The following is a 24456-nucleotide window of genomic DNA, read 5'->3' as shown; positions in this document are numbered from 1 at the left end:
CTACTCAACACCCACCGAACGACTCATCAAACTCACACTCGCCGCCTAAAATGAAACCGAGGACCCCGTCCGAAAAGACCGGGTCACCCCAGGCGCCGCGATCGGCGTGTCGCGAAATTCTCCGCAGTTACGGTGTTCTATTTCGCGCTGGCAGTCGCCCGCGGTTGCGCGCCGGCCACCTCTGGCGCCAGCGCCTTGTTCGCGTCGAGAACCTTGCGGTACGCGGGAAGGTGACTGAACAGTTCATCGGTGAGCGGGTTGCGCCGTCTCTTCACGATTGTGTAGATCTGGTAGACGACAACGGCGATGTTGGCGGCGAGAGCCAGGGCGCTGACGGCGAACAGGGCGACCGGATCGTGCGACGACTGCACCGAGAACGACGAGCTGGACACGAAGGTCGGGAAGGCCATAGTGAACATCATCCAGAACGCCAGGGTTTGCGCGCGATGTTGCAGCCAGGCGCCGCGCTTGATGAAGAAGGCCGGGATCGTGCACGAGACGAGCAGGGCCGCGCCGGCGTAGAACGAGTGGTCACCGACCGCGTTGTAGACGTAGGCGAAGTTCCAGAGGTCGTAGGCGATGATCCAGAACCACAGCATGTCCGGCCAGATCATGTCCTTCTTCGGGCCGCGGCTGATGATGATGCCGGCCCAGCCGCAGATCGTGACCAGGTTCAGCAGCCCGGCGACACCGTTCATGATGTTCCACGGCCCGCCCACCATGAAGACCCCGTCGACCATCCCGTTCAGTCCGTAAACCTCGAAGTCGCGAATCACGGCCTCGAAGATGTTGAGAGCCAGAATGAATGCGGGAAACATCAGCGCGTACCGGTTATTGGACAGACGCGGGATGAAACGGATGGCCATGAAGCCCAGGCATCCGGCGAGAGCCGAGTAGACCTTGACCCAGTGGAACCAGGTTCCCGTGCTGGAACCGGCGCCGGCGGTAGTCGGCCAGACGAAGAGCGTGAGCGCGACCGGCAGCGCGATGAACAGCACCAGCGCCGCCCATTTGTTGGACCGGGCGACCTCGTTGGCGATCATCAGTCCCGCGACGACCGCGAACCACATCAGGGTGGACGACCAGGGGATGGTTTCGAATAGGAACATGTGCGACTACTCCTTTGAATTGCATGAAGACGGTGAGGCCGGCGCGGTGCGCTCGAGGTGCAGCGTCTGGCGCACAATCGCCACGAGCACCTCGTCCGTGACGGCGGGCTTCGATCGAACGAGGCCGATTAGACCGAACACCAGCACGTAGAACACTTCGGCGACGTTGTCGATCCGGATCTGGTGCCGCCGCGCGTAGGCCTCGACGGTGGTGACCTGCAGGCGATCGACGACGGCCATGACCGCCCGGTCGACGAACTCGTTGTAGAGGCCCGCGTACTCGGTGCGGCCGAGCTCCTCCCTGAATAGGTCGGTGCGGTGCAGGTGATGGCGGAACAACGCTATGCAGTCCACCAGGGCGCGGTCGATGTCGCCGGGGATCCGCGCGGCATCCCAGCGATCGAGGTCGGCCACGAACTCCGCGATGTGGTCCTCGCAGATGAGGTCGATGATCGCCTCTTTGTCCGGGAAGTAGTGATAGATCAGGCCGCGGGTGACCCCGACCCGGGCCGCGATGTCCGTGATCGACACGCGGGCGACCCCACTCTCGGCAACGAGTTCCCGGGCGGCCCGGAGAATCTCGTCCCGGCGCTCGTCCGGTTGCTTGCTCTGGCGCACGGGCGTCTTCGATGTGAAAGCGTCGGGCATCGGAGCCTCCTCAACGGCTGTGTCGAAAACCTCTGGCGGGGCGAGAGTCGCCCACTGTTCCAGATCCTACGACCACGATTAACAGTGTGTCAATGACAGAGCGTCAACGGATGTCCCTGCCGCCTCGCGGCATCCGTCGCCTCTGCACCTCCCCCCCTCCTCGTTCGACCGTTCGCGCCGCCCTGGCTGGCCTGCCTGCCCGCCCCGCCCGGCCTGCCCGCCCCACCTGCGCGCTCCGCTTGCGCGCTCCGCTCCGCTGCCGCAACTGTTGCCGGCGCGGACAACTGTGCCCGGTGTGCCGGCAACAGTTGTCCGCCCTGGCAACAGTTGCGGTCGAGTGTCGACTCCGGACGCGGAACGTCACATGAACCGCCGCGAATACAACAGCATTTATGATGGGAGCTTGGCTGTGCCCGCGTCCCCGAACCTTTGGAGTGCCACGTGAGCTTGATCGTGCAGAAGTTCGGCGGATCATCCGTCGCCGACGCCGAAAGCATCAAACGTGTGGCCAAACGAATCGTTGACACCCGAAAAGCGGGCAACGAGGTCGTCGTCGCCGTCTCCGCGATGGGCGATTCCACCGACGAACTCCTCGACCTCGCGCACCAGGTCACCCCGATCCCCGCGCCGCGTGAACTCGACATGCTCCTCACCGCGGGTGAGCGCATCTCGATGGCGCTGCTCGCCATGGCGATCAAGAGCATGGGCTACGACGCCCGCTCCTTCACCGGCAGCCAGGCCGGCATGATCACGGATGCCCAGCACGGCGCCGCCCGCATCGTCGACGTGACTCCCGGGCGCATCCGCGATGCGCTCGACGAGGGTGCCGTCGCGATTGTCGCCGGCTTCCAGGGCTTCAATCGCGACACCAAGGACATCACCACGCTCGGCCGCGGCGGCTCCGACACGACCGCCGTCGCGCTGGCCGCCGCCCTCAACGCCGACATCTGCGAGATCTACACGGATGTCGACGGCGTCTTCACCGCGGACCCGCGCGTCGTTCCCCGCGCCCACAAGCTCGACCGGATCTCCAGCGAGGAGATGCTCGAGCTCGCCGCCGCGGGTGCCAAGGTCCTCTACATTCGTGCGGTGGAATATGCGCGTCGGCACGGTGTGACGCTGCATGTGCGGTCCTCGTTCAACAACAACGTGGGAACGATCGTCTACAACCCCGACACCACGAGCCCGCACGTCGCGATCCCGAATTCGTCGGCCACCGAGCGCACGCATCCCAATAACGCATCCGCGAATGGAGAGACAGTGGAAGAGCCAATCATCGCCGGGGTCGCCGCCGACCTGAGCGAAGCCAAAATCACGGTCGTCGGCGTTCCCGACATCCCGGGCAAGGCCGCGCAGATCTTCAAGATCGTCGCGAAGACCAACGCGAACGTCGACATGATCGTGCAGAACGTCTCTGCCGCGTCTACCGGGCTGACTGATATCTCCTTCACCCTGCCCAAGTCGGAGGGCCAGCAGGTGCTCACCGCGCTGACCAATGAGCAGGCCAACGTCGGATTCGCCGGACTGCAGTACGACGACCAGATCGGCAAGCTCGCTCTCGTCGGCGCCGGCATGCGCACCAATACGGGCGTCTCCGCGAAGCTGTTCGAGGCGCTGTTCGAGGCCGGGATCAACATTGAAATGATCTCCACCAGCGAGATCCGCATCTCGGTGGTCACCCGCGCCGACACCATCAACCAGGCGCTGCGGGTCGTGCACACCGCATTCGGCCTGGACTCCACCAACGACGCCGTCGTGCACGGTGGCACCGGCCGCTAGCGGGCATCCGTCGGCCCGACCCGCCGGACCCGGCCGGACCCGGCCCCGGCCGGACCCGATCAGTCGGAGCCGGGCCCGATCAGTCGGAGCCGGGCCCGATCAGTCGGAGCCGGGCCCGATGTCCGGCCCGGCCTCAACCGGCGCCGACCGCGCTCACCAGGTTCCCCCGTGGCTAACTCAGGAGAAGCAGAGGCCACAGGCCCGATTCGGCCGGAATTCGGTTCAAATCGGGAGAATCTCCTGAGTTAGCCACAGAAGCAAGAAGCAAGAGGCAAGAGGCAAGAGGCAAGAGGCAAGACGCAAGAATCAAGTGCAAGTGCAAGTGCAAGTGCAAGTGCAAGTGCAAGAAGCAAGAACACGAGCCGAAGCAGCAATTGCCACGGCACCCAGCGGAGGAAACACAGTGACCAGCACCGCAGCAACCAGCACCGCAGCAGGAATCCAGATCGGCGTCGTCGGAGCCACCGGCCAGGTGGGAGCCGTCGTGCGCCGCCTGCTGGAGGAGCGGGACTTCCCGATCAGCGGCATCCGTTTCTTCGCGTCCGCCCGGTCCGCGGGATCCGTGCTGCTCTTCAAGGGCGAGAAGATCGTCGTCGAAGACGCCGCCATGGCCGATCCCAGCGGCCTCGACGTGGCCATCTTCTCCGCCGGCGCCACGCTCTCGAAAACTCAGGCTCCCCGGTTCGCCGCGGCCGGCGTGACCGTGATCGACAACTCCTCCGGCTGGCGGATGGACCCCGACGTGCCGCTGGTCGTCAGCGAGGTCAACCCCGAGGCGATCAAGCTCGCGACCAAGGGCATCATCGCCAACCCGAACTGCACCACCATGGCGGCCATGCCCGTGCTGAAGGTGCTGCACGACGAGGCCGGCCTCGAACGCCTCATCGTGAGCACCTACCAGGCCGTCTCCGGCAGCGGCCTCGGCGGCGCCCGCGAACTCGCCAGCCAGGTGCGCGCCGCCGCCCAGAGCGACAACCTGCTGCAGCTGGTGCACGACGGGTCCGCCGTGCCGATGCCGGCGCCCATGGTCTACGCGCGCCCGATCGCGTTCGACGTGATCCCGCTGGCCGGGTCCATCGTCGACGACGGCGACTTCGAGACCGACGAGGAGAAGAAGCTTCGCAACGAGAGCCGCAAGATCCTCGAGCTGCCCGAACTGCTCGTCTCCGGCACCTGCGTGCGCGTGCCCGTCTTCACCGGCCACGCCCTCTCGATCAATGCCGAGTTCGCCAACCCGCTGACCGTCGCCCGCGCCCTCGAACTGCTCGCCACCGCCCCCGGCGTGGTCGTGACGGATGTCCCCACACCCCTCGAAGCGGCCGGCCAGGACCCGAGCTTCGTCGGCCGTGTACGCCAGGACAGCGGCGTGCCGAACGGGCGCGGACTGGCCCTGTTCATCACCAGCGACAACCTCCGCAAGGGTGCAGCCCTCAACGCCGTGCAGATCGCGGAGCTCGTCGCGGCGGACCTGCTCGTTCGCTGACCGCGTGGTGGTGTACGGCCAGCCGCACACTCCGCTAGTGTCAGACTTCGTGGACGAGATTCGGAACTCCAGCGGCGTCAAACGCCTGGCGTTCCTGGCGTTTGCCGGAATCGGCCTTTCACTCATTCTCGCCTCGCTCGTGCTCCTCCTGGACGACCCGTCGGACAGCTGGCTGATCGCCGGGGTCGGCGTGGTCTGCGCGGCCATCCTCGAGCTCACCTGGGTGCGCGTGGGAGCCGTGGCGCACCGCAGTCCGATGATCAGCCTCCCCGTGCTGGCGCTGCCGGCGCTGGCCCCGACGCTCTCCCTGCAGGTCTCGGCGGGGGTGATCGTGCTCGGCGTTCTGCTGGCCATCCTGGTCGAGTCCCAGCGGGCATCCGTCGCGCTTTACAGTGCCGGCCTCCAGGGTGCCGGCGCCCTCGTGGCTATCGGCCTGTTCTCCTGGTTCACCGTCGGAGGAACGCCGATCCTCGCGGGCGTGGCCGCGGCATCCTCGGGCTATGTCGTCTTCATCATTGTGACCGAGGTGCTGCGGCAGCGTTTCGTCGCCGGCCCTCGGACAACCGGGCGGCGCGGCGGCGCGCGCCCACTGTCGCCGCTGCGGGTTCTCCTCGTGCTGATCGGAACCGTCGTGGTCACGGTGGCGGCGGCGCACTGGAGCGTCGTGGGAGTGCCGTTCCTGGTCGAGGTCAACAGCACTCTCGATGCCGTCATTGTGTTGTTCACCCTGATGATCATCGCCTCGGTGGTCAAGGTCTCCACGATGATGACGGTCATGCGCAAGCGGCTGGCGGGCATGGTCGCCGCCACGAGCGCGCTGGCCGCCGACCCGGCCGCCGAGCCCTCCGGCCGGGCCGCCAGCACCGGGAACACCAGCACCGCCACCACAGGCATAGGCACCGCCGGCACGGGCATCGCCACGATGAGCGCCGCCGACAACATCTGTCCCAACACGAGCGCCGCCGCGGAATTCCCGGCCCCCGAGCCCGGCTCCCCGGCGGCCGTCACCGATCTGCTGCGCCGCGTGGTGGCGGATGCGATCGGGGCCGAGTCCGTCGTCGTGCGCAGCGAACCCGCGCGTCCGGGCGAGATCAGCATGCTGTTGCCCCTGGCCGGCGCCATCGGGCCGGACCAGTACATCGTCGCCCGGCGCGACGCCATGGACGGCGCCTTCACCGGCAACGATATGCGCGCCCTGCAGGCCCTCGCCACGACCGCCGAGATGGTCGTGCGGGCCCGCCGCAACATCGCCGGCCTCACCCTGCGGGCCAACACCGATCCTCTCACCAGCCTGCCGAACTACGGCGCGTTCCAGGAAGCCCTGGCGAACATCAACGACCACCGGGACTACTCCGAGGCCCTGGCCGTGCTGTTCATCGACCTCGACGAGTTCAAACGCCTGAACGACCGTTTCGGCCACCAGACCGGCGACGAGGTGCTGCGCGAGCTCGGGCGCCGGCTGAGCGCCGTGGTGCGTCCGAACGACGTGGTTGCCCGGGTCGGCGGCGACGAGTTCGTGATCATCCTCACCCACCTCGCGTCACTGGCCGAGGCGAAGTCCATCGCCGAGCGCATCCTGGTGGTCTCCGGGGAGCCGATGGTCATCGGCCAGACATCGCACAGCCCCATCATCAGCGTGGGACTGGCCTACTCAGCGCACCGGGAAACCGACGTCAACCAGTTGGTTCAGGATGCCGACCGGTCGATGCTCGCGATCAAGAAGTCCCGGCGGCGAGGCGGCCCGTCCAAGGAGAGCAGCCTCAATATCTCCAGTCACCGCTCCTCGCAGATGAACGACATCATCGCCAACGCCATCGACGAGGACCTGCTCGAACTCGCCTTCCAACCCATCGTCAGCCTCGTCACCGGGCAGATCTGGGCGTTCGAGGCCCTCGTGCGCTACACCGACCCGGACCTCGGCCCGCTGTCTCCGCCGTCGATCGTGGAGAAGGCGAAGGGTCTCGGCCGGCTCGACGCGATGACCCGCCAGGTGGCCGTGAAGGCCATGGCCGCGGCCGCGGACTTCCGGCTGGTCGAGCCGCGCGTGGTCTGCATGACCATCAACGTCGAGGCCGGGCAGATCCTGCCCGAACGCGTCGGCACCTACATCGAGCAGCTCGCCGACCGCTACCCCGGCATCTCACTCTGCCTTGAGCTCAACGAGCGGTCGATGACCAAGGTGACCCCGGCCATCCGTGCCCAGGCCGACCGCCTGCGCGACCTCGGCATGATGATCGCGCTCGACGACTACGGCTCCCAGGATTCCTCGGTCGACTCCCTGGTGCGGATGCCCATGGACATCCTCAAAATCGACCGCAGCCTGGTCGACGACCTCGACGACATCCGCCAGCGTGAGGTGCTCACCGCCCTGCAGGGTTTCGGCGACAACCTCGAGTACTCGATGATCGTCGAGGGCGTGGAGAACGAGGCGATGGTGAACCACCTGAGTGCGCTGGGCATCCGGAGCGCGCAGGGGTTCCACTACGGCGTGCCGGAGAGCTTCGAGAAGACCCTGTCACGGCTGGAACTGCACGGCGCCCGCGCGGTCGTGCCGAGGAGCCCGGCCGTGCTCGCCGCCGTTCTCCCGGTCGTCGGTGCTGCAGACGGCTCAGTGCCTGCCGCCGTTCTCCCGGTCGTCGGTGCTGCAGACGGCTCGGTGCCTGCCGCCGTTCCGGCCGCTGTGCCGCAGCTCTGACCGTTCCATTACCCTTGAATTCATGAGCATAGAACCGGTTCCGTTCGAGGTGGAGACGCTCGTTCTCGACCTCGATCCCGAACGGCGGGCCCTGCTCTACCCGGTGCTCGACACCGTGCGCGATGCCATGCCCGACGGTTACCGGCTCGGGGTCTACAACGGCATCCTCGGCTGGGTGGTGCCGCTGGAGACATACCCGAACACGTACAACAAGCAGCCACTGGCCTATGTCAGCCTGGCCGCCCAGAAGAACTACAACTCGCTCTACCTGATGGGCCTCTACAGCTTTCCCGAGAAGGATGCCGCGTTCCGCGCCGCCTGGACGTCCACCGGCCGCACGTTGAACATGGGCAAGAGCTGCGTGCGTTTCAAGACGCTGGCCGACCTCGATCTCGACCTCATCGCGCGCGAGGTCGCGAGCGTGTCGGTCGACGATTTCATTGCGAACTACGAGCGGGTGAGAAGCCGCGACTGAGCCGCTTCGTGCACCGTTTCGGAGCCAACCGTAACCTGACGCGCCTGCGTTCCGGCGGGAGGCATCCGTTACCACCGATATGGTGGAAGGGTGAATCCAATGGCGAAGATTGATGTCGTTCTTATTGGTGGCGGCATCATGAGCGCCACCCTCGGTACCTTGATCAAGCAGTTGCAGCCCGACTGGAGCATTGAGGTTTACGAGCGGTTGGGGGAAGTCGCTCAGGAAAGCTCGAACCCGTGGAACAACGCGGGCACCGGCCATGCGGCGCTGTGTGAGCTGAATTACATGCCCGAGGCGAAGGACGGTACGGTGACCGCGGCCAAGGCCGTGGCCATCAACGAGCAGTTCCAGATCAGCCGTCAGCTGTGGGCGCACCTGGTGGAGACGGGTGTGCTGCCCGCTCCCACCAACTTCATCAATTCCACGCCGCACATGACATTCGTGCATGGCAAGAGCAGTGTCGAATACCTGCGCAAGCGGTTCGCGGCGCTCAAGGGAGAGCCCCTGTTCGCGGGCCTGGAGTACAGCGAGGACCCGGCCGTGATCGGCACCTGGACCCCGCTTCTCACCCAGAAGCGCCCGAAGAACCAGAAGATCGCGGCGACCAGAATCGTATCGGGCACCGACGTGGACTTCGGCGCCCTCACCCGCCACCTCTTCGCCAACCTCACCGCCGAGGGTGTCGGCGTGCACACGAACCAGCAGGTCACGGGTGTGAAACAGCGCACGGATGGCACGTGGAAGCTCAACCTGCGCCGCCTGGTCGGCAACCACCCGAGCGTCGTCAACGCCCGGTTCGTCTTCGTCGGCGCGGGCGGCGGCGCCCTGGCGCTGCTGCAGCAGAGCGGTATCCCCGAGATCAAGGGTTTCGGAGGGTTCCCGATCAGCGGGCAGTTCCTGCGCACGACGAACCAGAAGCTCGTCGACCAGCACCACGCGAAGGTCTACGGCAAGGCCGCCAAGGGCGCTCCGCCCATGTCGGTGCCGCACCTCGACACCCGCGTCGTCGATGGGGAGACCTCGCTGCTGTTCGGCCCGTACGCCGGCTTCACGCCGAAGTTCCTCAAGTCCAGCAGCTGGCTTGACCTGCCGTTCTCGATCCGCCTGCACAATATCGGGCCAATGCTCTCCGTGGCTGCGCACAACTTTGGTCTGATGAAATACCTGATCGGAGAGGTTTTCGCCTCAAAGAAGACGAAGCTGAAGGCGCTGCAGGAGTTTATCCCGACCGCGAAGATCGGCGACTGGGAACTCATCACCGCCGGACAGCGCGTGCAGGTAATGAAGAAGGACCCGGACCAGGGCGGCGTGCTGCAGTTCGGCACCGAGGTCATCACCTCCGCCGACGGCACCATCGCCGGGCTGCTCGGCGCCTCGCCGGGAGCCTCGACCGCGGCCCCGATCATGGTCGACCTGCTCCAGCGCTGCTTCCCGGAGCAGTATCCGGCATGGGAGCCCAAGCTGCGCGAGATGATCCCGAGTCTCGGCACGAAGCTCTCCGACGATCCGGCTGCTGCCGCCGCGTCGCTGGCCGCCACCGCGGCCGTGCTGCACCTGACCGCGTAGGGGGTGCCCGGGGTTGCCCGGGTCGCAGGGGCTGCGGCTGGCGTGGGGCGCCCGGGGCGGGGCGGGGTGCCCGGGTTGCCCGGTGCTCGAGGGGTTTCGGCTGCCGGGGGTGCCCGGGGTGTGCGGAGTGGCCGGGGTGGCCGGGGCGTGAGGAGTGGCCGGGGTGGCCGGTGCGTGCGGAGTGGCCGGGGTGCCTGGNCCGGGGCGTGAGGAGTGGCCGGGGTGGCCGGTGCGTGCGGAGTGGCCGGGGTGCCTGGTGCCTGCCAATAACTGCGGAGTTTTTCGCAACGCGCCGATCGGGCTGGCTGGGGTGACCCGGCCTGTCTCGAAATTCTCCTCAATTAGGTCACGCTGCTGCGCCGGACGGATGCCGCGTGGCGGCATCCGTCCGGTCTGCCGGACGCATCTGCGGCAGCTGTGATTCCCGTCGCCCTTCCCCAAGAGGCGTCGTTATCTGGCCCGTTGTGGCTAACTCAGGAGAGCCGGGCAAAGTCACGGCCGAGTCGCGGAGACTGCGGCACTGCTCCGCGCCCTTGCCGAGGCTGGCGGCGGGGATCTCCTGAGTTGGCCACATCCGGCGCCGGTGACCTCGGTCGCTGCGGCCCTCACCCGCGCCAGGCTGGTAAGCACCTGTGCCGGGAGGTCCTGCACCCAGCGCCACGGCACCTTTCGCCGTCGCCGCGGGCCCGTGCGTGAGCCGTGCTTCGCCTCACTCTTGCAAATTGTGCGAGAAGGGGTCAAAGCAAGCTGAATCCGGCCTGTTTGGCCAGACTGCAGGATTTATGCGCGTTCGGTGCCGGGAAGGTGCCGGGTAGGGGCGGGGTGCGGGTTGGGAATGGTGGCTAACTCAGGAGATTTGGTGGAGTCGTGGCCCAAATGGTGTGACCGCCGCACTGGTCCGCGCCCGTACCGCACCGGGCGCCAGGATCTCCTGAATTCGCCACATCTGGGGCAGGTGAGGAATAGGGGAGGGGCAAGGAAGGGGCGGGTCAGCGCGGAACGGCGCCGGTAGGTGCGGGACGGCACGGGTCGGCACCAGAACGGCGCCGGTAGGTGCGGGACAGCGCGGAACGGCGCCGGTAGGTGCGGGACAGCGCGGAACGGCGCCGGCAGGTGCGGGACGGGGCCGGTAGGTGCGGGACAGCGCGGAACGGCGCCGGCAGGTGCGGGACGGGGCCGGAAGGACCGGCGGGGCCAGGTGGCGGATGCCCACCGCCCCACCACCCCGGCCGAACGAATTCGACGGAGATCTTGCACGAAGATTGCGAAAAAGGGCCCCGCGACCCCGTAATTGTGCACAATCTCCGTCGAATTCGTTCGAGGTGAAGCGGATTGCCCGGGGCGGGGCAGGAGCACCCTCTCGGAATGAGAGAATCAACCGGACAGAGAGGTGGCTATGACGCTTGGACTCCCGGACCACCTGGTCAAGAGGACGCTCAGCCATGCCCTCGCGCGGGCCGCGCACTGGTTCGCGCTGACCTGCCTGGCCGCCTCCCTCATCGCCGTGGTCCTCCTGACCTTGTCCACAACTGCAGTGACTGCAACAAACCCAGCAAGCACAGCAGTAGCCGCAACCCAAGCAACCCAAGCAACCCAAGCAACCCAAGCAACCCAAGCAACCCAAGCAACCCAAGCAACCCAAGCAACCCAAGCAACCCAAGCAACCCAAGCAACCCAAGCCGCAACCCAAGCCGCAACCCAAGCCGCAGAAGCAGCAACCCAGGCGGCCACCACCGCAACCCTCGCCACAGTCGTCGCCCTCCTCCTGATGGCCGCCGTCCTGATCGCACTGTCCCTGCGCCGCACCGTCACCCTGACGATCGCCTACCTCGTCGTCGGCACCGCCGCCACCTACCTCTACACGATCACCGTGCTCGGCCTGCCGGGCGTCTTCCCGAGCTCGAACGTCTTCCTCGTCACGCTGCCGAAGCTGGCGCTGGTCATGGTCGGCGGCGCCGGGACATCCGCCCGCGCCGGCGTGCTCTGGAGCACCACCGGCTTCGTCCTGGCCGAGGCCGTCACAGTGCTCGCGGCCACCCAGACCGGCGTGCCCTATGGCGCCGACGTCTACACCGTCTCCACCTACCTCTTCCTCGTCAGCGTGCTGCTGCTCACCGCCTTCGTGCGCCGCGAGCGGTCCGTGCAGATCGCCCTGCACCGGGCCATGCAGACCGACCAGACCCGCCTGCTGCGCCACGAGCTCGACCTCCGAACCCTCGCCCTCAACCAGGACACCACCCTCCAGCAGCTCGTCGCCCTCGCCCGCGCGCATCCCGGGCCGCTCAGCGACAACCTGGCCGGCAGCATCCGTGACGCCCTGCAGACCCTCCGCGGCACCGACTGGCTCGCCGACGCCGACGCGCTGAGCGTCGAGCCGTCCCGGGGCACGGATGCCTGGCTCACCAGCGAGGTCTACGCCGCCATCGAGCGCAGCCGCGATCGTGGCCTCGTGGTTGAAGTCACGGGAGACCGCGCCGCCCTCGGCCGCCTCGGCCCGGCCAGCGACCGCGAACTGGGCCTGGCGGTGCAGCAGTGCCTCGTGAACGTGATCCTCCACTCCGGCCTCGTCGCCGCCGAGGTCGTGATCGAGTCCGAGCCGAGCAGCATCTCCCTGATGGTGATGGATGCCGGGCGCGGCTTCACGGAATCCGAAACCGGCGCCGACCGCCTCGGCCTGCGCCAGGCGGTGCGCCGCCGGATCGAACGCCTGGGTGGCTCGGTGAGCATCCTCACCCGGCCGGGCGCCGGCACCTCGGTTCTGCTCAGCGTTCCCGTGGCGGCCGAGGAACCCGGCGAGCACGCCGGGCCGTCGGAGAACCGCGCCGGGCCGTCGGAGAACCACGCCGGGCCGTCGGAGAACCGCGCTGGGCCGACGGAAAGGCCAGCAGAGCAGCCAGAACGCGTGCCCACCCCGGCCGCGCAGCCAGCACCCGTGCCCGCCCCGGCCGCGCAGCCAGCACCCGTGCCCGCCACAGCCGCGCAGCCAGCACCCGTGCCCACCCCGGCCGCGCAGCCAGCACCCGTGCCCACCCCGGCCGCGCAGCCAGAACCCCAAGACACCCCAGACCCCGAGCGGGTGGCCCAGTGACAACCACAACCGAGAACCAAATCCCAAACCAGAACCCAACCCCAACCCCAGCCCGAAACCACACCCCCATCCCCACACCGCACACCAAGCCGCACGCCTTCACCCAGCAGCGCCTCGACCCGTTGGGCGCCCTCGCGGTCTGGACGATCGTGCCCGGCATCGCTCTGATCGTCTTCGCCTACGCGGTGGTGGCCACGGTTCTGCAGGCCGACCAGATCCGGCATCCGACCCTGGCCGTTCTCGCGCTCGCCGCCGCCGCAAGCGCGTCCGTCGTGCTCGTGCTCGCCGGCCGGCCGTCGCGGTCCCCGGTGCGGCAGACGTCGCTGCTGCTGATCATGAGCCTCGGCCTGTGCGCCCACCTGCTCGACCAGGCCGCCCGCTGGGGCAGCAACTCCCTGGTGCAGGACGACTTCGGCCCGATCATGCTCGGCTTCCTGCTCGTGGCCCTCTCGCCCTTCCGCCCGTGGCGCGAGCTGGCCCTCTCTGCGGCGGTCGCGTCCGTCGTCGTGGCCGCGGTCACGCTCCCGCAGGGAGAGTTCCGCGCCATCACGGTGCCGTCCGGCGTCTACGTGGTCGTCGCGGTCACCCAGGTGCTCGCACTCGGCCTGGCCGCCGCCGCGTACTCCCGCCGCATCGTGCGCCAGCTGCTGGCCTGGCAGACGGATGCCCGCCTCGCCATTGCCCGCCGCACCGAGGAATCCCGCGGCCGCGTGGTGCGCCAGGTGGTCGAGCAGCAGCGCGCCATCCTGGAACCCAATGTCTTCCCCCTCTTTGACGGCGTGCTCGAACGCGGCGAGGTGACCAAGGCCGACATCTCTCGGGCGAACGAGCTCGCCGCCATGGTGCGCCGCACGATCGTGGAGCACATCGACGAGACCTGGCTCGACGCCGTCATCGCTCGCGAGCGCACGGCGCTGCAGGAGCGCGGCAAGGATCCGCTGCTGGTCGTGGCCGACCCCGAGCACCGGGCCGCCCACTTCGGCACGCAGCAGCGCGCGGCCACCTCGGCCCTGATCAGCATGCTCTGCCTGGCACCCGGCTTCGACCCGCGCAGCCTCGTGGTGCAGGCCGACACCGAGCCCGACTCCGACCCCGACACCCAGGTCGACCCGCCGAGCGACCGCCAGCAGCGGCACTCCGGCATCGACACGTTCTCGTTGCGGGTGGCGCTCGACCTCCCGCCGCGCCGGGTGCGGGCCCTGCTCCGCTCCTACCTCGCGGTGCTGCGGGTGGTGTTCCCATGGGTGCGCGTGAGCATCCGTCGCCCCGGTCTGACGCTGGAATTCGGCGACAAGCGCCCACGCCCGGTTCCACCAGTACTCTGAGGGAGGCGCACGCAGCGCCCCGCCGGCCGCGCGGCACCACGCAGCGCGGCGCAGCGGCACGAGCGCGACCAGCCGAGGGGGCGACCACGAAGGTGGCGAAACTGTATTTCCGCTACGGAGCCATGAACAGCGGCAAGAGCACCTCGATGCTCCAGGCCGCCTACAACTACGAGGAACGCGGCCACCAGGTGCTGCTGGCCAAGCCGTCGGTCGACACCAAGGGCGACCGCGGCATCCTCTCCCGGCTTGGCGTCACCCGGGCGGTCGACTACCTGCTCACCCCCGAGACGGATGCCTACGCACTCTTCCTGGAACACCGCGCCCGGGTGCTCGGCGACACCGGCCTCGACGTGAGCTCTTTGCTGGTGGACGAGGCGCAGTTCCTCACCGAGCAGCAGGTGGACGACCTGTTGCGCATCGCGATCCTCGAGAACATCCCGGTGCTGGCCTACGGCATCCGCACCGATTTTCAGACGGTGGCCTTTCCGGGCAGCCGACGCCTGCTCGAGGTGGCGCACAGCCTCGAGGAGCTCAAGACCATCTGCCGCTGCGGGCGCAAGGCCGTGTTCAACGGGCGCCAGATCGACGGCGTCTTCGTCTTCGACGGCGACCAGGTGGCCATTGACGGCGCCGAGGTGACCTACGAGTCGCTCTGCGGCTCGTGCTACCTCGAGGAGAGCAACGGCGTGCTGAACAACCGCAGCCGGCCCGCACCCGCGTGACGGCCCGCATCCCTGTGACGGCCCGCACCCGCACAGACCTGAAAACCGGTGAGACGGGGCGCTCAAACGACTTCGGGATCGTGAGCGCCCCACCAACCCCCCGGCTGGTTTTCCCCACTGCCCAACGTATTCACCGCTGCCTGGACTGAACAGCCGTTACTTCTTGTGGCACCAGAACGGGGGCCACTCCCGAGAAGGCGCTGAGCGAGATCGTAGAACCCTGCCCGAGACCCCGGCAGGCTCCGCACCGAAACTGCAAGGATCGCCGATGACCCGCTTTCGAGTAGCCCTGATCGATGACCACGAGATCGTCGCCCACGGCTTCGCCGGCCTGTTCGCCACCCTCCCCGAGATCGAGGTGGTGGCCACGGTCGCGACCGTGACCGAACTGCTCGAGTCCGACGTGCAGCAGACGCCCGTCGACCTGGTCATCCTGGACCTGCGGCTCTCCGACGGGTCCACCGTCACCGGCAACGTCGACCGGCTGCGCGACGCGGGCGCGGCGGTGCTCGCGTTCACCGGCGGCGACGATGCCGGCCTGATGCGGGCCGCCGCGCGCAGCGGCGTGCTCGGTGTTGTGCGCAAGAGCGAGCCCACCGCGGTGCTGCTCGACGCCGTCACCCGCGCGGCGGCGGGGGAGGCCGTCGTCTCCGCCGAGTGGGCCGCGGCCCTCGACGGCGACCCGGACCTCTCCGACGCGGGCCTGAGCGGGCGCGAATGCGAGGTGCTCTCGCTCTACGCGGCGGGCGCGAAGGCGCCGCTGGTGGCCTCGCGGATGGGACTGTCCGAGGCCACGGTGATCGACTACATCCGTCGCGTGCGCTCGAAGTATGAGCGGGTCGGTCGCCCGGCGAACACCAAGATCGACCTTTACAAGCGGGCCCTGGAAGACGGTCTCCTGCCCATCCCCGGCCAGCCGTGAGCACGGCCCGGCCAGCCGTGAGCACGGCCCGGCCAGCCGTGAGCACGGCCCGGCCAGCCGTGAGCACGGCCCGGCCAGCCGTGAGCACGGCCCGGCAGTCGCTTCGCCCGCAGCCTGCGACCGAGCGCCTCGCCCGCCTGCTCTATGCCGCGCTCGGGCCCACCGCCCTCGTTTTCGGGCTGCTCTGCCTGGGAAGTGTATTCGAGCAGGCGTGGCCGCCGCATCGGCACTGGACGGTGGCGGCGTGGCTGCTGATCTTCGGGCTGCCGATGCTGCTCGCCCTGCTCTCGGTGCGGGTTCCGCTGCGCGTGCTCCGGATGATCGCGCTCATCGAGGGTGCGGCCTTCCTGGTGCTGCTCCTGTTCTGGCTGACCGTTCGGGCGGAACCGCTGTCGGCGGGTGCGGACATCCCCTGGGTGATCACCCTCACCGGCGTGCCCGTGATGGCCATCGCGGTGACCACCCGTGACCGCACGGCCTGGACCTACCTGGCCGTGGTCTGCACGATGAGCGGTCTGCTGCGCGCGGTCACTTCCACTGATCCCTACCCGGTGCTGGTCGGCGTGGAAGACGGCCTGTACTCGGTGCTGTTGCTGAGCATGCTCGTGGGTCTGACCACCATGGCCCGTCACAGCGCGATCAAGGTCGACCGAGCCGCCACACTCGCCCGAGTGCAGCTCGTCGGCCAGGCCGACCGCCTCGCCCGCAAGCGCGAACGCCTCACCATCGACGCCCTGGTGCACGACAGCGTCATCTCCACTTTGCTGATGGCCGGGCGCGGCGGCACCCCGGTGCAGGTACTGAGCCGGCACGCGGCCGACACCCTGGTGCGGCTCGACGCCCTGGGCGCCCCCGAACCCGACCAGACCGTGCCCGGGCCCGAGGTGACCCGGCGCCTCGAGCAGCTGGTGGGCGAGCTGGCACCGGACGCCGAGATCACCTCCAACCTGCACGACACCCTCACGGTGCCGGCGCTCGCCGTGACCGCCCTGCTCGGCGCGGTCGGCGAGGCCCTCCGCAACTCGGTCGCCGCGGCCGCCATCCAGAAGCCCCTGCGCGGTCCGGTGGCCCGCACCATCAGTGTGCGCAGCTACCAGGGCGGCATCCGGGTGGCCGTGCACGACGACGGCGTCGGCTTCGACCCTTCGAGGGTGCCGGCCGAGCGCCTGGGCATCGCCCAGAGCATCATCGGCCGCATGGAGCGCCTCTCCGGCGGTGCCGCCGCCGTGCGCTCCCGCCCCGGCGCCGGCACCGAGGTGGTGGTCTCGTGGACGCCCCCGCCAATGCCCGCCACCGCCACCGCAGCCACCGCCGCCGCACCCGTGCTCGCAGCCCCTACGCTTGCAGACCCCGTGCTCGCAGCCCCGACCCCACCAACCGACCCGCAGTCGAAGGGCGTGACCCGGCTGCCGAAGGCCATGTCCACGTCCATCCTTGTGGGGTTCATCGCCGTGCATGCCGTGCTCGCCTTCGCCGCCGGCGAACCCCTGTGGGGCCTGCCCTACGAGATCGTCGGGTTCCTGGCGGTGTGCGCGGCGGCCGCCTGGCTCACCATGGTCGTGCCTGACCCGGTGTCGCCCCGCAACGCCGTTGTGGCGCTCGCTCTGTGCGGCCTGTCCGGGGCCGCCACGGCATTCCCGGTGCCCCCGGTCGGGTCGACGCCCTTCGCCCACTGGTATCTCGGCGCCATAACCATGGTGCTGGTCGTGCTGGCGGTGCGCGGCCGGCCGGGCTTCGCCTGGTACGGCTACGGCATGATCGTGGTCGTCTCGATCGTCTGGGCGCTGCTCAACGGGCTGACGCTGCTCGACGGGGTGAACCTGGTCATCCGTCACGCCGGAACCCTGCTCGCCGGAACCCTGTTCGCTGTGGGTCTCAAGCGCTCCACCCTGACCCTCGCCGGGCTGAACCGGGAGCGCGCCCAGATCGGTGCGGCGGCGGCCACGGCGGCAGCGGCCATCGAGGAGCGCGAGACCCAGCTGACCCGGGTGAACACGCTGGCCCGGCCCACCCTGCAGCGCCTCGCCGACGCCCTGCAGATCGACGCCCTGCAGATCGAACCGACCCTGCGGGCGGACTGCCGGCTCGTGGAGGCCACCCTGCGCGACGCCATCCGCGGTCGCTCGCTCTTCGTCGAGCCGGTGATCAGCGCCGCCCGCGCCGCCCGTCTCCGGGGCGTCGACGTGACCCTGCTCGACGACAGCGCCGACCGGCCTCCCCGGCAGCTGGCCGCCGCGGCCGCCATCGTCGCCACCCAGCTCGAAGCCCTCACCCACGGCCACCTGATCGCCCGGCTGCTGCCCGCCGACCGCCCCACGATCGCCTCGATCGTGGTCGACGCCGGCGAGCCACGGATGCTCGCAGTCACCCCCGACGGCCTCCTCCAGCCGTCGTAGAAAAAGAGCCTCAGGATGCAAAACCCCCGGTGGTCGAGCTTGTTGATGCCCCCACGATAAACCCGAGAGAATTTCAGACCCCCCTTGGGGGGTGGCCGGATACCCCTATGTGCAAGGATGAGCAAGGGGACAAAGCAATCTCAGCGGTTCCTCTATGCCTAGTACTACCGGAGGAACGCGCGTGGAGCTCAAGGATTACCTCAGGATTTTCCACAAAAGTTGGATCCTGATTCTCGCTTGCACCCTGTTCGGCATCGCCGGGGCGGCCGGTGCGGCCATCGCGACCACCCCGAAGTACATCGCCAACACCCAGCTCTATGTGTCGGTGCAGGCCGCATCCGGAGCAGCGACAACTGACCTGTTGCAAGGCACGAGCTTCGCCCGCTCGGCGGTGACCTCCTACGTCGACGTCGTCAACAGTGCCATCGTGCTCGACGAGGTCATCAAGGAACTGAACCTCGACATGACGGCGGCTCAGCTCGCCACCTCCATTACCTCCGAGTCCCCAGTGGAAACAGTGCTGATCGACGTGTCCGTCACGAACAGCGATCCGGAGCTCGCGGCCAAGATTGCCAACTCGGTCGGGCAGAACTTCAGTAAAATCGTGGTCGAACGGCTCGAGAAGCCCGACGGGGACGCGGCTAGCCCGGTGAAGATCGAGACGATCCAGCCCGCGATCGTGCCGACAGAACCGGCCAGCCCCAACGTGCCGCTGAACCTCGCTTTGGGCTTGTTGGTCAGCTTGACGGTCGGCATCGCCCTTGCCGTGCTGCGCAGCGTCCTCGACACCCGCATTCACAGCCTGCGCGACATCGAGCTCATCACGGACTCGCCTATGCTCGGTGGCATCACCAACGACCCTGGTGCGAGTCTTCGCCCACTGGTCGTGCACTCCGACCCGAAGAACCCGCGGGCGGAGTCGTTCCGCAGCCTGCGCACCAACCTCCAGTTCGTCAACATCGAGGGCGGCCCGCGCAGCTTCGTGGTCACCAGCTCGGTGCCCGGCGAGGGAAAGAGCACGACCACGGCGAACCTGGCCATCGCCCTGGCCGAGACCGGTGCCCGCGTTGCGTTGATCGACGGCGACCTGCGGCTGCCGCGCGTGGCCGAATACATGGCCATCGAGGGTGGCGTCGGTCTCACCGACGTGCTCATCGGTCGCGCCGAACTCGCCGACGTGCTGCAGAAGTGGGGCAAGAACAAGCTGTTCGTTCTGCCCAGCGGCCGTGTTCCCCCGAACCCGAGCGAACTGCTCGGTTCCGCTGCCATGGCCCGCATGCTCGGCACGCTCACTGCCGAATTCGACGTCGTGCTGATCGACGCCCCTCCGCTCCTGCTTGTGACGGATGCTGCCGTGCTCAGCAAGCTGTGCGGCGGGGCCATCATGGTGGTCGCCTCGGGACGCACAAAGCGCAACGAGTTGACTAGCGCCGTGAACGCTCTTGAGCGCGCGGGCAGCCGCCTGGTCGGCGTGGTGATCACTATGCTTCCCACCAAGGGGCCCGACTCCTACGGTTATGGCCAGTACAGCTACGGCGCGGCCCATGACGAGGAGAAAGCCACTGTCGGCGCCGAGGTCCCCGCCGTGCGAGGCGGCATGCGCAAGGCTCGTCGGAGAACCGCCTGATGCAGACCTTCTCGATTCTGACGGTCTGCTCGGGCAACATTTGCCGGTCACCTCTGGCCGAACAGCTCCTGCGCGCCGGCCTGGCGTCGTGGCCGCAGATTCAGCTGGCCAGCGCCGGAACCATCGGCCTGACCGGCCAAGGCATGCCCCCGCAAGCCGCCGATCTGTCCCGGCACTTCGGCGGCGACCCGAGTGCCCACGTGGCACAGGAGCTCACCGAGCAGCACGTGCAGACCGCCGATTTGGTGTTCGCAATGTCCCGCGAGCACCGTCGTGCCATCGTCGAACTCGTGCCGCGCGCCATTCGCTACACGTTCACGATCCGCGAATTCGCACGGCTCATTGCCGACGTCACCGACGACGACCTCGTCGAGGCCGCCTCGCTGCCCCTCGACGACGTCGTCGGCCGACTCTCGACCCTGATCGCCCTCGCCGCGTCTCAGCGTGGCGCTGTCGCCCCGCTGGTGTCGGCCGATGACGATGACGTCGTTGACCCCTACCGCCGCAGCGACGAGGTCTACGTGGAGTCTGCCCAGCAGCTCGTGCCCGCAGTCAATGCGGTGACGGCACTGTTTCATCGTGCCGCAACGGTGCAACGGAAACCGTGAAAGCCGTGGGTAGTCCGAAAACAAAAACACCGAGTCGAAAGAGCCGCAACAGCGTTGCTCGCCGGCGCCTGCTCATCGCCGGCCTGGCCGTGTTCTTGCTGTTCGACGTTGCGTTGGTGTCTTTCGCGCTCACGGGCACGAACCCATCGGCCAGCTCACGCGCTGTGGTTGAACCTGTCGAGACCCCCACGCCGACTCCCGAAACTGCGCAGACCGAAGCCCCGGTGGTCGAGCCTGTCGAGACCACAGCAATCGAATCCCCACCCCCCACCCGCATCCTCACCGCCTTCGACGAGTCCACGATCTGGCGGGCAACCACCGGTGCCTGCCCCGCGGCTACCGCGAACCCCGAGCTCAGCACCGATGCCGGTGAAACCTGGGCCGCATTCGACGCGTCGGAGGGCACCGACGCCTCCTCCATTCTTTCCCTCTACGTCACCAGCAAATCCGAGGCCTCTCTCGTGACGCTGACGGCAGGGGACTGCTCACCGCAACGTGTGACCACCTTTGTGGCCGGCGACCAGTGGCAGGAATACCCGGATCGCGTTGGGGCGAACTGGTATGTGGACCCGGCAGACCGGGCCACCGTGCATAGCCCGGCAGGCTCTTTCCCAGCTCCCTGCTCCGTGGTAGTCGCGCTCGCACCACGCACCGACTCGACTGCCGCCCTGCTCTGCTCAGACGGCAAGCTATTTCGTACCGGCGATGGTGCCGCAACCTACGGCCCCGAGATCGCTCTTCCCGGTGCCGCGAATCTGAACGTCAGCGACGACGGCTACGTCATTGTTGCTTTCGACCAGTCAGCCTGCGCGGGCGTGCAGGTGCTCGCGACTTCGGACGAACCTGACGGGGCGCTCACCCTGACCGGATGCCGTGAAACGGCAGTCACTCCGGGCGACCTGGCGGTTGCCAGCGTCGACGGAACTGTCTGGCTGTGGGCCGGTGACTCAATGAGCAAGTCGAGTGATGGGGGTGTGACATGGCAATAAGTGATTTTGCAACGACCAGGATGCAGGAGTTGCACGGGTCTGTGCCTCTGGTGCGCTTCGGCGCTCAGTACGCGTTCGATGCGGGAGCTTGGGTTGTCGCCTTGTTCATGGCGGAGATTCTTCGCTATGAGTTTGACTTCCATCTGATTGGCCTGCTGCCGCTTCTGGCTCTGTGCGCGGCTGCATGCCTAGTTCAGTTCCTTGCGGGCGGCGCTAACCACCTCTATCAGGGCCGCCACATTTACGGGAGCTTTTCCGAGGTGCGGGCGTTGTTTGGTGTCGTCCTTGCGTCGACCGTCGTGCTGGGCATCCCGGTAGCCGTTGCTGGGACCGCGGTTGGTATTCCCCGAAGCACTGTCTTCATAGCTCTGCCAATTGCCTTCGTCTTGATGGGCGGTGTGCGCTACGTCAAGCGGCTACTGGTGGAGCGGTCAGTGGTACCGAAAGATGGCATTCAGAAGGCCCTCATTTTCGGTGCCGGATACATGGGGGCATCGATTGCTCGCCGAATGACCACTGACCGTAACTCGCCCTTCCTGCCGGTGGGGATCATTGACGACGATCCGCTCAAGCGCAATCTCTGGCTTCATGACGTTCGCGTGGTCGGTTCGCGCGTTTCCCTGTCCGCAGCGGCTCAAGTAACCGGGGCAACTGCCCTGGTCGTGGCCATCGCGAAGGCCGATGCCACACTGCTGCGTGACATCACCGATGCAGCCAAGGCTGCAAATCTCAAGGTGCTGGTCCTTCCACCCCTTGAAGAACTACTCAGCGGCAAGTCGCGCCTCAATGATCTTCGGGACATCGCGATCGAAGACCTGATCGGTCGGCACCCCGTGGACACCCACGTTGCGTCGATCGCTGGGTACCTGGCGGGAAAGCGGGTGCTCGTGACGGGTGCCGGCGGTTCCATCGGGTCGGAACTCTGCCGCCAGATCACTAAGTTCGGCCCCAGCGAACTCATTATGCTCGATCGGGACGAAACGGGCCTGCAGGGCACCCAGATCTCGATCCTGGGTCACGGTCTGCTCGACACCAAGGATGTCGTGCTTGCCGATATCCGAGATGCTGACGCCTTGAAGACCATCTTTACTGAGCGCCGCCCCGAAGTGGTTTTCCATGCTGCGGCACTCAATCACCTACCCATGTTGGAGCAGTACCCCGATGAGGCGTGGAAGACCAATGTGCTCGGCACACTCAACGTGCTCGAGGCTGCCCGATCGGTCGGGGTCACCACGTTCATCAACATCTCCACCGACAAGGCCGCGAACCCGACGAGCGTGCTTGGTCATTCCAAGCGCGTTGCCGAGAAGCTCACGGCGTGGGCGGCCGAGAAGACCGAGAACGCCTACCTCTCTGTGCGTTTCGGCAACGTCATCGGCAGCAGAGGCTCAATGCTGCCCATCTTCACCACTCTCATCGAAGCGGGCGGACCGCTGACGATCACCCATCCCGAAGTCACACGTTTCTTCATGACCATTCCCGAGGCGTGCCAACTGGTCATTCAGGCCGGCGGCATCGGTCGTCCGGCCGAGGTCCTCATTCTCGACATGGGAGAGCCAGTGCGAATTTTGGATGTGGCTCAGCGCATGATCGAGATGTCGGGGAAGGATATCGACATCGTATACACCGGATTGCGCCCGGGGGAGAAACTGCACGAAGAATTGATCGGTGACCACGAAACCGATGAACGGCCGATCCACCCGAAGATTACCCACGCGTCCATAGGTGCCATCCGCCCCGAGAATCTGAACAAACCGGTTTGGGACCAACGCTGCCGACAAGATCCAACGAACCAGTCGACCAAGGTTGGGCCTGCGCTGGCCGGAACAGGAATGCCCCAATGAGTGCCCGTATCTACATGTCTTCTCCAGACGTTGGCGAACTCGAGGAACAGTACTTGATGGCCGCGATTCGATCCGGCTGGATTGCGCCCCTGGGACCCGACGTCGACGCCTTCGAGTCGGAGATGGCCGCTCGTATTGGTGTCGAGCATGCCGTGGCCTTGAGCTCGGGGACGGCGGCTCTGCACCTCGGGCTGCTAGGGCTCGGTGTCGGACCGGGCGACATCGTGCTCACGTCAACAATGACATTCGCGGCAACGGCATACGCAATCGTCTACACGGGAGCTGTGCCCTTTTTCATCGATTGCGAACTTGACACCGGAAATATGGATCCGGCTTTGCTTCGACGGGTAATTGAGCAGCTTCGCGGAGGCGGCGAGACCGTCGCCGCAATTGTTCCCGTCGACTTACTGGGGAAAGCGGTCAACTACACCGAGATCTGTGTTGTCGCAGAGGAATTTAGCATTCCAGTTCTTGCGGACGCAGCGGAATCGCTGGGCGCCAGTCACCTGGGCAAACCGGCGGGTTCCTTCGGCCGTGCTTCAATCGTTTCCTTCAACGGCAACAAGATAATGACCACGTCGGGCGGAGGAATGCTACTTACCGACAACGCTGAGCTAGCTTCACGCACGCGACATCTCGCCACGCAGGCTCGACAGCCGGTGATGCATTATGAGCACACTGAGATCGGTTACAACTACCGCCTGAGCAACCTACTAGCCGCTCTCGGTCGGGCGCAGCTGTCTCGTCTGGACGGGATGATTGTTCGGCGCCGTGAAATGCGTGAACGCTACCGTGAGCTGTTTGCCTCTGTAGACGGAGTCGAGATTTTTGGTGGCGCCTTAGATGAGGGTGACAACTGCTGGCTTACATCAATAGTCATTGACTCTTCAGTCACCGGCTGGACAACTGCCGACCTGCGCGCGGACCTGTTGACAGACAATATCGAGACTCGCCCCCTCTGGAAACCTATGCATCTACAACCTGTTTTCGCCGCTTCACGGGCCGCCGTGAACGGCAATTCGGAGCAACTGTTCAGGTCCGGTCTCACGCTACCGAGCGGTTCGTCCTTGAACGGGGCCGACATAGAACGAGTCTTGTCGGCGCTGCGACGTTTTCTCGGGGGTCGTGAACGATGAGCACGTCCAATGGCAACTCCTACGACTCCGTGAAACGGGGC

The 24456-nt window shown here is 67.0% G+C and carries 17 protein-coding genes; 15 read left to right on the top strand and 2 right to left on the bottom strand.

Annotation, left to right across the window (positions count from 1 at the left end; all coding sequences use genetic code 11):
• Window positions 1-137: 137 nt before the first annotated feature.
• Window positions 138-1109, bottom strand: coding sequence for a DUF5692 family protein (locus E3T28_RS14665; protein ID WP_134432675.1), 972 nt, complete (start codon window positions 1107-1109; stop codon window positions 138-140).
• A 6-nt stretch (window positions 1110-1115) separates the two neighbouring features.
• Window positions 1116-1757, bottom strand: a complete 642-nt coding sequence (locus E3T28_RS14660) for a TetR/AcrR family transcriptional regulator (protein ID WP_134432673.1) — start codon at window positions 1755-1757, stop codon at window positions 1116-1118.
• A 441-nt stretch (window positions 1758-2198) separates the two neighbouring features.
• On the opposite strand from E3T28_RS14660, the gene E3T28_RS14655 reads away from it, so the two are divergent.
• The 15 genes from E3T28_RS14655 to E3T28_RS14585 all read left to right on the top strand — a co-directional run bounded on the left by E3T28_RS14655 (window position 2199) and on the right by E3T28_RS14585 (window position 24415).
• Window positions 2199-3536, top strand: coding sequence for an aspartate kinase (locus E3T28_RS14655; RefSeq protein ID WP_134432671.1), 1338 nt, complete (start codon window positions 2199-2201; stop codon window positions 3534-3536).
• A gap of 403 nt (window positions 3537-3939) precedes the next feature.
• Window positions 3940-5019, top strand: a complete 1080-nt coding sequence (locus tag E3T28_RS14650; protein ID WP_134432669.1) for an aspartate-semialdehyde dehydrogenase — start codon at window positions 3940-3942, stop codon at window positions 5017-5019.
• Between the two features lie 37 nt (window positions 5020-5056).
• Window positions 5057-7714, top strand: coding sequence for an EAL domain-containing protein (locus E3T28_RS14645; RefSeq protein ID WP_134432667.1), 2658 nt, complete (start codon window positions 5057-5059; stop codon window positions 7712-7714).
• 22 nt (window positions 7715-7736) lie between these two features.
• A complete protein-coding gene (locus tag E3T28_RS14640) occupies window positions 7737-8189 on the top strand; it encodes a DUF1801 domain-containing protein (protein ID WP_134432665.1) in 453 nt (150 codons plus the stop codon).
• Window positions 8190-8288: 99 nt separating this feature from the next.
• Entirely contained in the window at window positions 8289-9758 is a 1470-nt protein-coding gene (locus E3T28_RS14635; protein WP_134432663.1) for a malate:quinone oxidoreductase, read from the top strand.
• Window positions 9759-11154: 1396 nt separating this feature from the next.
• The gene (locus tag E3T28_RS17595; RefSeq protein WP_194088571.1) at window positions 11155-12846 is read left to right on the top strand and encodes a sensor histidine kinase; all 1692 of its coding nucleotides are present in this window, start codon (window positions 11155-11157) and stop codon (window positions 12844-12846) included.
• A complete protein-coding gene (locus tag E3T28_RS14625) occupies window positions 12843-14171 on the top strand; it encodes a hypothetical protein (protein WP_134432661.1) in 1329 nt (442 codons plus the stop codon). Before E3T28_RS17595 ends, E3T28_RS14625 begins: the two co-directional genes overlap by 4 nt.
• A 92-nt stretch (window positions 14172-14263) precedes the next feature.
• Entirely contained in the window at window positions 14264-14893 is a 630-nt protein-coding gene (locus tag E3T28_RS14620; protein WP_134432659.1) for a thymidine kinase, read from the top strand.
• A gap of 268 nt (window positions 14894-15161) precedes the next feature.
• The gene (locus tag E3T28_RS14615; RefSeq protein ID WP_134432657.1) at window positions 15162-15815 is read left to right on the top strand and encodes a response regulator transcription factor; all 654 of its coding nucleotides are present in this window, start codon (window positions 15162-15164) and stop codon (window positions 15813-15815) included.
• A gap of 80 nt (window positions 15816-15895) precedes the next feature.
• Entirely contained in the window at window positions 15896-18211 is a 2316-nt protein-coding gene (locus E3T28_RS14610; RefSeq protein ID WP_134432655.1) for a sensor histidine kinase, read from the top strand.
• Window positions 18212-18392: 181 nt separating this feature from the next.
• The gene (locus E3T28_RS14605) at window positions 18393-19838 is read left to right on the top strand and encodes a tyrosine-protein kinase domain-containing protein (protein WP_134432653.1); all 1446 of its coding nucleotides are present in this window, start codon (window positions 18393-18395) and stop codon (window positions 19836-19838) included.
• The gene (locus E3T28_RS14600; RefSeq protein ID WP_134432651.1) at window positions 19838-20446 is read left to right on the top strand and encodes an arsenate reductase/protein-tyrosine-phosphatase family protein; all 609 of its coding nucleotides are present in this window, start codon (window positions 19838-19840) and stop codon (window positions 20444-20446) included. Before E3T28_RS14605 ends, E3T28_RS14600 begins: the two co-directional genes overlap by 1 nt.
• 164 nt (window positions 20447-20610) lie before the next feature.
• Complete coding sequence (locus E3T28_RS14595) at window positions 20611-21435, top strand: hypothetical protein (RefSeq protein ID WP_134432649.1); 825 nt, start codon at window positions 20611-20613, stop codon at window positions 21433-21435.
• A 41-nt stretch (window positions 21436-21476) separates the two neighbouring features.
• On the top strand, window positions 21477-23279 hold the full coding sequence (locus E3T28_RS14590) for a polysaccharide biosynthesis protein (RefSeq protein ID WP_338145407.1): 1803 nt from the start codon (window positions 21477-21479) through the stop codon (window positions 23277-23279).
• Window positions 23276-24415: a DegT/DnrJ/EryC1/StrS family aminotransferase gene (locus E3T28_RS14585; RefSeq protein WP_134432645.1), complete on the top strand. Its 1140-nt coding sequence runs from the start codon at window positions 23276-23278 to the stop codon at window positions 24413-24415. Before E3T28_RS14590 ends, E3T28_RS14585 begins: the two co-directional genes overlap by 4 nt.
• The last annotated feature ends 41 nt before the right edge of the window (window positions 24416-24456 follow it).

The organism is Cryobacterium sinapicolor (assembly GCF_004403465.1).
GTDB classification, from domain to species: domain Bacteria; phylum Actinomycetota; class Actinomycetes; order Actinomycetales; family Microbacteriaceae; genus Cryobacterium; species Cryobacterium sinapicolor.
Note: the sequence above shows the minus strand (reverse complement) of the source record. Positions and strands in the feature narration are given on the sequence as shown.